This window comes from Bradyrhizobium sp. SZCCHNPS1003 (assembly GCF_032381555.1).
GTDB lineage: Bacteria > Pseudomonadota > Alphaproteobacteria > Rhizobiales > Xanthobacteraceae > Bradyrhizobium.
In genome coordinates, this window is record NZ_JAUHIU010000017.1 from 129,041 (window position 1) to 140,870 (window position 11,830).

9 protein-coding genes are annotated in these 11,830 nt (G+C 66.5%); 3 read left to right on the forward strand and 6 right to left on the reverse strand.

Going from position 1 to position 11,830, the window contains the following annotated elements:
• Position 1 precedes the first annotated feature (1 nt).
• Positions 2-1,498 (reverse strand): amidase, encoded by a 1,497-nt coding sequence (locus QX126_RS26060; protein WP_315784579.1) that lies wholly within the window; start codon positions 1,496-1,498, stop codon positions 2-4.
• A gap of 205 nt (positions 1,499-1,703) precedes the next feature.
• Between QX126_RS26060 and QX126_RS26065 the strand changes: the two genes are divergently transcribed.
• The 3 genes from QX126_RS26065 to QX126_RS26075 all read left to right on the forward strand — a co-directional run bounded on the left by QX126_RS26065 (position 1,704) and on the right by QX126_RS26075 (position 3,394).
• Positions 1,704-2,369: an XRE family transcriptional regulator gene (locus tag QX126_RS26065; RefSeq protein WP_315784581.1), complete on the forward strand. Its 666-nt coding sequence runs from the start codon at positions 1,704-1,706 to the stop codon at positions 2,367-2,369.
• An 86-nt stretch (positions 2,370-2,455) separates the two neighbouring features.
• The gene (locus QX126_RS26070) at positions 2,456-2,812 is read left to right on the forward strand and encodes a hypothetical protein (RefSeq protein ID WP_315784583.1); all 357 of its coding nucleotides are present in this window, start codon (positions 2,456-2,458) and stop codon (positions 2,810-2,812) included.
• Positions 2,813-2,872: 60 nt separating this feature from the next.
• Positions 2,873-3,394, forward strand: a complete 522-nt coding sequence (locus tag QX126_RS26075; RefSeq protein WP_315784586.1) for a DNA-binding protein — start codon at positions 2,873-2,875, stop codon at positions 3,392-3,394.
• Between the two features lie 748 nt (positions 3,395-4,142).
• Here QX126_RS26075 and QX126_RS26080 read toward each other — a convergent pair.
• From QX126_RS26080 to QX126_RS26100, 5 genes are all read right to left on the reverse strand, one after another.
• Entirely contained in the window at positions 4,143-6,635 is a 2,493-nt protein-coding gene (locus QX126_RS26080) for a hybrid sensor histidine kinase/response regulator (protein WP_315784589.1), read from the reverse strand.
• A gap of 309 nt (positions 6,636-6,944) precedes the next feature.
• Complete coding sequence (locus tag QX126_RS26085) at positions 6,945-8,453, reverse strand: glycerol-3-phosphate dehydrogenase (RefSeq protein ID WP_315784592.1); 1,509 nt, start codon at positions 8,451-8,453, stop codon at positions 6,945-6,947.
• A complete protein-coding gene (locus tag QX126_RS26090; RefSeq protein ID WP_315784593.1) occupies positions 8,450-9,196 on the reverse strand; it encodes a class II aldolase/adducin family protein in 747 nt (248 codons plus the stop codon). The genes QX126_RS26085 and QX126_RS26090 overlap by 4 nt, the downstream gene beginning before the upstream one ends.
• An 18-nt stretch (positions 9,197-9,214) precedes the next feature.
• A complete protein-coding gene (locus QX126_RS26095) occupies positions 9,215-10,255 on the reverse strand; it encodes a 2-hydroxyacid dehydrogenase (RefSeq protein WP_315784595.1) in 1,041 nt (346 codons plus the stop codon).
• Positions 10,248-11,828 carry an FGGY-family carbohydrate kinase gene (locus tag QX126_RS26100; protein ID WP_315784598.1) on the reverse strand — a complete coding sequence of 527 codons (1,581 nt, stop codon included), beginning with the start codon at positions 11,826-11,828 and terminating at the stop codon, positions 10,248-10,250. The genes QX126_RS26095 and QX126_RS26100 overlap by 8 nt, the downstream gene beginning before the upstream one ends.
• Positions 11,829-11,830 lie beyond the last annotated feature (2 nt).

An 11,830-nucleotide genomic window follows, 5' to 3' on the forward strand; every position in this document is an offset into this window, starting at 1 on the left:
CTCAATCCCACGCCATGAAGCCCGGCGTCTGCGCCAGCGGCGGCAGCAACGCGAGCCTGGCGAGGTCGGGCCGTGGACGGCGCAGCTCGGCGTCATCGGCGAAGGCGGCTTCCAGCGCCGCGGCGACGCCGAGCACCAGCGCGTCGCCGCCGCGGGGACCTACGATCTGCAGGCCGAACGGCAGGCCGTTGTCGTCGAGGCCGAGCGGCAGGCTGAGCGCGGGATGGCCGGCGAGCGTCACCGCATAGGCAAGCGCCAGCCAGTGGAAGTAGGAGCGTGTCGGCACGCCGTCGATCTCGGCCGGATACAGCTCGACCCACGGCCGCGGGCTCAAGGTGATGGTCGGACTGATCAGCACGTCGTGGCTTGCGAAGAAGCCCTGGTAGGCGCGGTAGATGCGGGTCTGGTTGGCGCTCGCGCGCGAAAAATCGTCGAGGCTGTAGCCGAGCCCCTCCTCGACATTGGCGCGCACGTTCGGCCCGAGCATCTCCGGCCGCTCGCGAAAATTCTTGCCGTGCTGGGTGAGGAACAGAGAGGCACGCAGCACCGCGAAGGTCTCGTCGGCACCGCTGCAATCGGGCGCGCTCTCGTGCGCGTCAGCAAACAGCGGCGCGATGCGCGACACGCGCGCGCGGAAGGCGCGGCGGATCAGCGCTTCCGTCGGCGCAAAGCCGAAATCCTCGGTGAAGGCGAGCCTGAGCGTCTTGAGTTCGAGCACCGGCGGCACCGCCCAGCGCGATGGCGCGCCGCGCACGGCTTCGCCCGGCAGGGTGTAGGCGAGCGGATCGCGCGCATCGTCGCTCGCCATCACCGACAGCATCAGCGCGGTATCGGCGACATCGCGCGCCATCGGCCCATCGGTCGACAGGCACGACCAGCCATGGGCGCGCTTCTCGCTGGCGACGAGGCCGTAGGACGGCCGCATGCCGACGATGCCGGAGAAGCCGGCCGGATTGCGAAGGGAGCCGCCGGTGTCCGAGCCGGAGGCCAGCGGGGCCATGCCGCAAGCGAGCGCGACCGCCGAGCCGCCGGAGGAGCCGGCGGCCGAGCGCATCGGGTCGAACGGGTTGCCGGTGGCGCCGAACACCGGATTGCGGGTGTTGCCGCCCGCCGCCCATTCCGGCGTGTTGGTCTTGCCGAAGATGATCGCGCCCGCGGCGCGCAGCCGGCCCACCGAGGCCTGGTCGGCCACGGGCACATTGTCGGCCAGGATCGGGCTGCCATAGGTGGAGCGCATCCCGGCGGTGTCCTGGGTGTCCTTGATCAGCACCGGCAGACCGTGCAGCGCCCCCCGGTCCTCGCCCCTCACGATCTCGGCCTCGGCGGCCTTGGCCGCCGCGCGGGCAGCCGGCTCGTCCAGGGTCACCACCGCGTTGACGGCCGGATTCACCGCCGCAATCCGGTCCAGACACGATTCGAGCAGCGCAACCGGCGAGATCGCCTTTGTTTTCAGGAGGTTGACCAGCTCGACGGCGGTCTTGTCGCAAATCGATTCCACGGGCTTCTCTTTTCCGTTTCGGAAAACTATTTAGCATATAGGAAATCGAATGCACGACCCGAAAACGCATTGTTCCACCGCTGTCCACGCATGACCTTCGGACATTGGGGCACCCAATTGAATATGTTGTTCTTTGGGGCGAGATTGTCGGCCTGCCCCGGCCATCGGCACGCCTGATCCGCTAACGGATTTTCCGGAGATCGCTTTGACAGACACTGCCATCAGCGCGTCGACCGAAGGCCCCCACTCCCAGCTCGGCCAGTGCCTGAAGGCGGCCCGGCAGGCGCGCGGGCTGACCCTGAAGCAGGTCGCCGAAAAGACCGGCATGGCGCTGTCGACCCTGTCCAAGGTCGAAAACGGCCTGATGTCGCTGACCTATGACAAGCTGCTGCAGCTCACCTCGGGCCTGCAGATGGACATCGCCGAGCTGTTCAGCCCGGCTTCGCCGCGTCCCGAGGCGGGTCGCCCGGTGACCGCCCGCCGCAGCGTCAGCCGCGCCGGCCAGGGCCAGATCGTCAACACCAGGTTCTACACCTACACCTATCAATGCACCGACCTGATCGGAAAGCGCATGGTGCCGATGATCGCCGAGGTGCGCGCCCGCACGCTGGAGGAGTTCGGCCCCCTGCTCCGCCACAGCGGCGAGGAATACTTCCTGGTGACCCGCGGCACCATCGCCGTGCACACCGAGTTCTACGCGCCCGAGATCCTGCACGAAGGCGACGGCATGTATCTCGACAGCACCATGGGCCACGCTTACCTCAACGCCGGCGACACGGACTCCGCGCAGGGCGTGTGTCTGTGCACGAGTGAGCAGGCCGATCTGTTCGAGCAGCTGCACCGGATCGCGACGAAGGATGCGGTGGAGTGAGGGGCGCGTCGGCGGCACGTTGAAGCAGAGGCGAGACGCGCTATGTTGAACAAAGAAGGTTTTTGTCCAACAGAACCCGGATCATCATGGCCAAGGCACCTGCCGGCAAATCCCCCTCCCGCCGGGGCAAGCAAACCGCTCACGGCATGTCGCGTCGGCCTCGTGATGAGGCGACGATTGGACGCGTCGTCCCGAGCGAGACGCGCGTCCAGGCAGTCATGCGGGCAGCCGAACGGTCCGGACTCCTCAAGGACAAGGCGGGACGGATTGGCGGACGCGTGAGCTCCGCGCTGGTCCGGCAGGCCAAACGGCAAACGGGAATCGAAACGGATACCGACCTTATCGAGTTTGCTCTCGCGACCATCGCGCTCGAGGATAATTTCGCGCAAGTCTTCAAGGAATTGCGCGGGACGGTCGATCCGAAACTGAAGCTCGGCTATTGACGTGGCGGCATTCGACTTCGAGAGCGCGCGGCGCTGGGCGCGTTTCGATCCACGGGGAACGTGGCACGGCGGAGCGATGACGAGCTGCCATTTGTCGGACCCGGCCTGATTGCCGGACAAGGACTTTTGCTCGACACTTGTGTCTATATCGACCAGATGCAGAGCCGCTCACCTCCCATTCTGGACGAAGTCATCGCGCGTCGTCAGGTCAACCACTCGATCCTTGCGGTGCAGGAGTTGATGCACACGGTTGGCGCCTTGAACCCAACCGACTCGCGCACTGCGTCCGTCATCGCGGTGGTTGGACGACAGATCAAGGCAACGCCCTCGCATTGCGTCTTCATCCCAGACGCCGAAATTCTTGGACGCGCAGCACTCCTGTCAGGCATCCTTTGCCGAACCCAGGGTTATGATAAAGATGGCAAGTTCCGCGCTCTCCAGGATTGCGCGCTGTTCCTTCAGGCGCAGAAGCTCGGCTTGGTGGTCCTGACGGCAAATGTCACCGACTACGACATATTGCTTCAGCTCATACCGAAGGGACGAGCACTCTTCTATCGAGGAGCCGAACCTGATCAGGCTTAGAGCTGTGCACTAAGCCAGTCTCGGTCGCCGCGCTGAGGCTTCGTGTCCGCACAACCGTCTTGGCTTCTTCATGTCGGACGTTGCGCCATGGCTGCAACGACGTCTCCTCGCTCTCATGGTTCAACGCCGTCCCGAGCAGCGCGGGAGAAAACCCGGTTGCGCCAAAACTCTGTTTTCGTCTGCCCCCTCAACCACATCACCCCTGTCCAGTCGTTCCGTGAAAAATATTCCTCTTTCGTTTTTCCGAAAATCATGATTTTCTACCACCATCCCGCCTCGGCACGAGGGGCGTATCGCGATCGTCACGACACGCGGGGTGGGATGCGGTGGGCGTAGCGAGTCCCAGCATGCTCGACATGCGGACGAACGAATCCGATGCGCCGGCGAAATCGTAGGGTCCTGGCCTCCCGGTGCTGAGGCCAAGCTCGTGACAACGCGTTCGCGTTGCGCGGGTGACGGGGGCAAGACAGCCGGTCCCCGGGGAGAGGACGTATAAGCCGCCCAACCATCGCGCGGGGAATGCCGGGATGTCTCGGCTGAACCTGTGGTTCCTGCCGCCTGCACTTTTTTCGCAGGCGGGCCATGGGTGCGGCCAGCGCCCGGCATTCCCCGCCCCCTCGTTGTCGAGAGGGCGAAACCACCGGCAGAGCTCGGACGCATCACGCGCCGCGAGGCGGAGACGGCTCGCCCGGACGGCGCTGTGGATCGGGGCGAACGAGGGATCCCTCACCGCATGATCGCTGCGGACTCACGTCGCTGTCCTGCCGGCCAAGGCCGACACGATCGCCTCCGACAATTGGCTCAGCCGGAACGGCTTGGCGAGAAGCCTGGTCGTCGCCCGGAATTCCTCCGGCACCAGCGAGGGGTCGGCGAAGCCGGACATGAAGACGATGGGCAGCTCGGGCCATCTGCGGCGCACCTCGCGCGCCAGGTCGATGCCGGTCATGGCATCCGGCAGCAGAATGTCGGTCAGCAGCAGCGCGATCGGATCCGGCCGCTCCAGCTCGGCGATCGCAGCGGTCGCATTGATGACGACGACCGGGCTGTAGCCCATCGATGTCAGCATGGTCGATGCCATCGCGCCCACCAGCGGATTGTCCTCCACGACCAGGATCCGTTCGCCGGTCTGCGGCCGCGCCAGCCGCGCCGCGCCGGCGCGCGCGCGACCGGTGACGCCCGGCCCCGCGCTCGGCAGATACAGCGTGACGCACGTGCCCTCCGCCACCCGGCTGTCGATCAGCACCGTGCCGCCCGATTGCCGCGCAAAGCCATAGACCATGCTGAGGCCGAGGCCGCTGCCCTTGCCGAACTCCTTGGTGGTGAAGAACGGCTCGAAGGCGCGGCGCGCGATCTCGGGCGGCATGCCGGCCCCCATGTCCGACACCGCGATCGTCACGTAGTCCCCGGGCATGATGCGCTCGTCGCCGTCATCGAGCGGCTGGTCGAGCACGGCATTCGTCGTCGTGATCGTCAGTCGACCGCCGCCATCCATCGCATCGCGCGCGTTGAGCGCCAAATTGAGCAGCGCGTTCTGCAATTGCGTCGGGTCGATCAGGCAGTGCCACAGCATCGGATCCTGCGCCAATTCGATCTCGATGTTCTCGCCGAGCGTCCGCTGCAGGATCGTCGTCATCCCGCTGACCAACTGATTTACGTCGGTGATCTGCGGCTGCAGCGCCTGCTTGCGGGCGAAGGCCAGCAGCCGCCGGTTGAGATCGGCGACCCGCTCCGCCGCCTCGATCGCCCGCTCGACCATGCTGCGGCAGGAGACATCGGCGGGCGGCAAGGCGTCGAGCAGCAGATCCAGATTGCCGAGCGTCGCCGCCAGCATGTTGTTGGAATCGTGCGCGATGCCGCCGGCCAGCTGGCCGACGGCCTCCATCTTCTGGGCCTGGCGCAATTCGTCCTCGATGCGCTTGCGCTCGGTGATGTCGACCGACAGCACGAAATAGCCGCGCACCGTGCCATCCTGGCTGCGATCCGGCACCCGAATGGTCTGGCACCAGCGTTCACGGCCGTCGGGAAACGCGATCTTCTCCTCACCGCCCGCGGTGCGGCCGGCCAGCGCGGCCTCGATCTTCGACCTCACCTCGCCACGTCGCGCGGGATCGATGTAGTCGTCGATCCTGCGGCTGCGGCCGGCTCCGGTGGGCGGCTGCGCGTACCATTCGCGTGCGACGCGATTGGCGTAGCGGATGTCACCATCGGCGCCGACCTGGACGATCAACGCGGGCACGTTCTCCGTGACCAGCAGATGCTGCTCGAAATTATCGCGCAGCGCCTGCTCGGATGCCGCGCGCAGCCGCCATTGCCGCGCCAGGACGAGGCCGAATCCCGAGATCAGCAGATTGAGCCCGGCGGCGATGGCGCTGTAGTACAGCGCGTTGTGTTTCCAGCCGGCCAGATACTCGACCGGATCGCGCGCCACGGTCACCACCAGCGGCAGGCCGGCGACGCGTCGATAGCTGATGCTCCGCGACGTGCCATCCGTCATGCCGCTGCCCTCGAAGCTGCCGTGAGGCGCCTGCGGGAGATATTGGCTGAACAGACGATTGGACCGAACGTTGCGGCCGGCAAAATCGTCGGCGTTCGGCGAGCGCAGCAAGATCGTGCCATCGTCTCGATAGAGCGTCACCGTTCCGCGCTGCCCGACGTTCAGCGACAGAAAGAACTGCCGCAGATTCTCGTAGTCGACGGCCACGACGATCACGCCGGCGAAACGTTCGCCCGGCATCATCAAGGCGCGGCTCACCGCGATGAACAGACCCTTGTTCACACGCGAGGCCACCGGCACGTCGATGAACAGGCCGCGGCCGGGGTCATCGCGCTGGACCTTGTAATAGGCCCGATCGGCGAAATTGTTCTCGCGGCCGGGAACTCCGTTGCCGGCGCTGTCGCCGAGCAGGTTGCCGTCCGCATCAATCACGACGATGCCGCCCGCGGCTGGATACGGCGCCACCCTGCGCTTCAGCTCGTCGATCAGGGCCGGATTGCCGGCGGTGAGCAGCGATGGGTCCTGCTTGAGACTGTCGATCGTCGTGTTCAAGAGCACGTCGACGCCCTGGATGTTGCGCAACATGTATTCTTCGAGCGCGCGGGCAAGATCGCCGTTGGCGGCCTCGGTGGCCCGATAGGTCTCCCGATAGTTGACGGAAAGCATGTGCGCCACGAAGGCATCACACAGCAGCGCCAGCACGAGGCCGCTCAGCACGATGATCCAGGGGGTCCAGCGCCGATCCATCCAGGATCCGGACGCGGCCCTGGTCCAGGCGTCGACAATGCCTGCCTGCCGCGGACCGCGCCGATGGTCGGCTCTCGCTTTGATCTGGTCCGGCATGGCGTCGAATTCAGGAGGTCGTCGGGCGGTTTGATTGTGAAGCGATCGGCGCGTCAAGCATCGGCGAAGGTCCGGATTGTGCCGAATTCCGCGTCTCCAGGCGCGTCGCGATCCATATCGCGGGCGCTCGATAGCACGGTTTGCCGGGGCGTGTCATCGGCACCCGCCAAGCGCTGCGGCGGTCGCGGAAGGGCTCGAGGCGTCAAGACGCGATCAGAGCTGATGCTCGAACGCCTCGCGCTCGGCACGGCTCAGATGCAAGCCATGCTTGGTGCGCCGGTCGAGGACGTCGGCGGCCGTGACGGCCCACTCCTGCTCGCGCAGAAAAACGAGCTCGCGCTCATAAAAGGAGGAACCGAAATGGCGGCCGAGATCGCCGACGTTGCGGGATGCTCCGAGCAGGTCGCGCGCCCGGGTGCCGTAGAGCCGCGCATAATGTGCCAGCACCGCCGGCGGCAATCCCGGATACTCGCCGGCGAGATCAGCAAGGAACTGATCGAACGGCGCACCGAGATCGCCGCCCGGAAGGCGCGCGCCCGCCGTCCATGCCGACGCCAGCTGCGGAAACCATGGCGCGAGGCGCTCCATCGCTTGTTCGGCAAGCCGGCGAAACGTCGTGATCTTGCCGCCGAAGATCGACAGCAGCGGCGGCTGCCCGGGTGCACCATGTACCTCGAACGCGTAGTCGCGCGTCACCGCCGACGGATTGTCGGCGTTGTCGTCATAGAGCGGCCGCACCCCCGAGAAGGCGTGAATGATATCCCCCTTGCCGGGCGCAGCCCGGAAATAGCGGTCGAGCACGGCGAGCAGATAGTCGACTTCGGCACAGTCGATCGCAACGTCTTCCGCGCGGCCGTCATGCACGATGTCAGTGGTCCCGATCAGCGCCAGATCGGTCTCATAAGGATTGACGAAAATGACGCGGCGATCTGTGTTCTGCAGCAGATAGGCCTGCGATCCGCTCCAGAATTTTGGCACCACGAGATGGCTGCCTTTCACGAGCCGCACATTGTGCGCCGAGTTGAGCCCGGCGACGCCCTGCACCACGTCCTGCACCCAGGGACCTGCGGCGTTGACCAGCGCCCGCGCGCTGACGGTCTGCAGCTCGCCGCTCTCGGAGCACATCTCCAGCCGCCAGACGCCATTCTCTCGCCGTGCGCTCACGGCGCGGGTGCGCGGCAGGATCGTCGCGCCCTTGCGTGCGGCATCGACGAGATTGAGGATCACCAGCCTGGCATCGTCGACCCAGCAGTCCGAATATTCGAAGCCGCGCCGGAATTCGGGGCGCAGCGGCGCGCCCTCCGGCTCATGCGCGAGATCGACGTTGCGGCTCGCTGGCAGCTGCTTGCGGCCGCCGAGATGGTCGTAGAGGAACAGCCCGGCGCGCACCAGCCAGGCGGGACGCTGCTCCGGCGAGTGCGGCAGCACGAAGCGCATCGGCCAGATGATGTGCGGCGCCGAGGCCAGCAGCACCTCGCGCTCGATCAGGGCCTCGCGCACCAGGCGGAATTCGTAGTACTCCAGATAGCGCAAGCCGCCATGAATCAGCTTGCCCGATCGCGACGAGGTGCCCTCGGCGAAATCGTCCTTCTCGCACAACAGCACCTTCAGGCCGCGGCCGGCGGCATCACGGGCGATACCAGCGCCATTGATGCCGCCGCCGATCACGGCGAGGTCCAACAGACCGTGATCGGTTCCGCTGCGTGAGACCGTCGCATTCATCGCTTGCTGCTGCGCTTCTTCTCTGGCTTGCTGCGCGCAGCAGCACGCGCCTTCGTCGCAGCCTTGGCCGGCTTTGCCGCTTTCGCCTTCGGCTCCTGCAGCCCGTAGGTCGAAAACCCCTGCGCCGTCTCGGCGATCTCGGCGTCGCCCAGGATGTGCGTCTGGCCGAGCGCGAGCGACAGATAATATTGCCGGGCGATGGTCTCGAGCTCGACCGCGAGCCACATCGCCTTCTCGAGATTGGCACCGACCGCGATCATGCCGTGATTGGCGAGCAGGCAGCCGTTGCGTCCCTCGAGCGCCGCGAGCGCGAGTTCGGACAATTCGGCCGTGCCGAAACGCGCATAGCCGGCGCAGCGGATGTCGGTGCCGCCGAACGCCGCCATCATGTAGTGACAGGCCGGTATCGGCTTGCGCGCGATGGCGAGCACGGTGGCATAGGTGGAATGCGTGTGAACGACGCCGCCGACATCCGGACGACCGCGCATGATGTCGAGATGAAAGCGCCATTCCGTCGAGGGCTTCAACGGCCCCTCCCAGGAACCGTAGTCACCCTCGAGCGGCATCGAGGCGATCATCTCCGGCTTCATCGAGTCATAGGGCGTCGCCGACGGCGTGATCAGCATGCGGTCCCTGTAGCGGGCAGAGATGTTGCCCGAGGTGCCTTGGTTCAAGCCCGACGCATTCATCCATCGGCATTTGGCGATGATGTTCTCGCGGATCAGCCGTTCCTCGCGATTCATGTCGAAAACCTTTCGTCGTCAGCAGGGATTGAGCGGCGGCTCGCCGGCGAGATAGCGGCGAACCTCTTCGGCCGCCTGGTCGGCGGCAAAGGTGACGGTGCGCACGGACGCGCCGGCGATGTGCGGCGTCAGCGTGACGTTGGGAAGCTGCAACAGCGGCCAGTCCGGCGGCGCCGGCTCGACGGCGAACGTATCGAGCATCGCACCGGCCAGTCGCTGCGAGCTGAGCGCGTCATGGAGCGCGTGATAGTCGACCAGCGGCCCGCGCGCCGTGTTGATCAGGATCGCGCCGGGCTTGATCCGGGCCAGCGCATCGCGATCGATGAAGCCGGTGGTTTCCGGCGTCACGCGGGCATGCAGGCTGACGACGTCGGCGCGCGCCAAGAGGTCGGCGAGCGCGACGTGCTCGACGCCGTCGTTGCGGTCCTCAGCGCTGAGCTGGACGTAGGGGTCGGTCACCAGGATCTTGCAGCCGAACGCCTTCAAGAGCTTGACCACGCGGGTGCCGATCGCGCCATAGCCGACGATGCCGACCGTCATTTCGCCGAGTTCGCGTCCCGTGCGATCGGCGCGGTAGAGATCGCCGCGCCATTGCCCGCCCCGCATCGACTCGTGGCCGCTACGGATCAACCGGGTCTCGGCGAGCATCGCGCCGATGGTGAATTCGGCCACCGCGCTCGCGTTGCGGCCGGGCGTATTGACGACCAACACGCCGTGATCGCGCGCGGCCTGCATGTCGACGTTGACGGGGCCGCCGCGCGACACGGCGATGAATTTCAGGCTCGGCAACCGCTGCAGCATCGCCCGCGAGATCGGAGCCAGATGCGTCACCAGCAGGGACGCCTCGCCGATGAAGTCCGCCAGTTCTTCGGGGTCGCCCATGAACTCCTTCAGCCCGTCGAGCTTGGAGCCGGCATAGCCGTGCTCCATCGGCTCATCCGGCCAGGGCTGCTCGAGCATGCGGATGTCGATGCCATCGCCGCAGATGGCGGTGATGCGCTCGGCGAACACCGACGGCAGCATGAAGCGGTCGCCGATGATGGCGATGGAGCTAGACATGATCGGCACCTGCGCGTTGTGCGGCGAGCTGCTTCCAGACCGGCCGCGCCGCGAGGCGGGCCTCGACATAGGCCGGGAACAGCTGCGCATAGCGTTCCGCCAGCGCCGCATCCGGCGCTTGCGGCTCATCCAGATACGGTCTCACCCACTCCTCCGCGCAGATCATCATGTCCGAGTAGAGCCCGGTCGCGACCGCGGCGATCATCGCCGCCCCCGACGCGCCGGCCTCCTCGCGACGGCAGACTCGAATTGTGCTGCCGAGTGCCGCGCCGAGAATGGCACCAAGCGCGCGGCTGCGCGCCGCGCCCCCCGTCAGGCGAATTTCCGTCGGCAGCGGTCCCATCGCCGCGTAGCAGTCACGTGCGGCGAAGGCCAGTCCCTCCATCACGGCACGCATCAGATCCCAGTAGCCGTGACGGATGCGCAGGCCGATCAGTTGCGCAGAAGCTTCATGGGACACGAAGGGGCCGCGCTCGCCAGCATCGGAGATGAAAGGGTGATAGAGCAGCTCGCCCGCCTTCGCCGCGAGCACGCGCTCGTCCAGCCGCCGGATCAGATCGTTGCGCGACCGCGCGATGCCTTCCATGGCGAGCACCCCGCGCGCGACATCGAGCAGCCAGTCGATGTTCAAGGTCGCGGCCATGGTCGACTGCATCTGCGCATAGTGGCCCGGCACCGGGAACGGCATCGTATAACCGGTCGCCTCGGCATTCAGCCTGACTGCATCGGCGCCGTTCACCAGCCGCATGTGCATGCCGGTCGAGCCGATGATGGTGCAGCCGACCTCCGGCGTGGGGTCATACAGCCCACCGCCGAGCGCATTGCAGATCACGTCGACATAGCCGAGCGACACCGGCACGTCCTCGGGCAAGCCCGTCTCGGCCGCAGCCGTTGCCGTCAAGCCATGCGTCGTCGCGACACCGTCGACGACATCTGGAAACAGGCGCGCGGCATCGGCGATGCCGATGAGACGCGCGGCCTCGCCGTCGAAGCCGCGCTTGCGAAAATCACCGCAGGAGAACGTCGCCTCGGAGGGATCTGTGACCCGCTCGCCGGTCAGCTTGAAGTAGAGCCAGTCCTTGCAGTGGAACGCCGTGCCCGCGCGTCCCAGCAACTCTTCGTCATGGGCCTGCAGCCAGGCCAGTTGCGCCCCCTGCTGGCAAGCGTTGAGCCCCGATCCGGTGCGCTGATAGTGCGCGACATTGCGCTCGCCGCCGCGGAAGGCTTCAACGAAACCTGCCGCACGCGAGTCGAGCCACAGCAGCGCGGGCGCGACGGGATGGCCATCCGCATCGATCAGCCAGGTGCCATCGCCCTGCCCGGTCACAGCGATCGCGGCGACCCGGTGAGCCAGATTCGGCAGCGCGCCGCTGAGGCCGCGCAAGGCCGCAACGGTGTCGGTCCAGGTCCGCTCCATGTCCTGCTCGACTCGGCCGCCCGGCAAGGTGGTGTAGCTGTTGGGAATCGCGAAATCCCCGAGCTGGCGGCCATCCCGCGAAAAGGCCACCGCCTTGATCACCGACGTCCCGGCGTCGATGCCGATGATCACGTCGCGAATCGCTCCGGAGGTCATAT

Excerpts from the sequence above, each read along its gene's own strand:
- QX126_RS26085 (WP_315784592.1), bottom strand. The coding sequence starts at position 8,453 with ATGAATGCGACGGTCTCACGCAGCGGAACCGATCACGGTCTGTTGGAC.
- QX126_RS26080 (WP_315784589.1), bottom strand. The coding sequence starts at position 6,635 with ATGGATCGGCGCTGGACCCCCTGGATCATCGTGCTGAGCGGCCTCGTG.
- QX126_RS26090 (WP_315784593.1), bottom strand. The coding sequence starts at position 9,196 with ATGAATCGCGAGGAACGGCTGATCCGCGAGAACATCATCGCCAAATGC.
- QX126_RS26100 (WP_315784598.1), bottom strand. The coding sequence starts at position 11,828 with ATGACCTCCGGAGCGATTCGCGACGTGATCATCGGCATCGACGCCGGG.
- QX126_RS26070 (WP_315784583.1), top strand. The coding sequence starts at position 2,456 with ATGGCCAAGGCACCTGCCGGCAAATCCCCCTCCCGCCGGGGCAAGCAA.
- QX126_RS26095 (WP_315784595.1), bottom strand. The coding sequence starts at position 10,255 with ATGTCTAGCTCCATCGCCATCATCGGCGACCGCTTCATGCTGCCGTCG.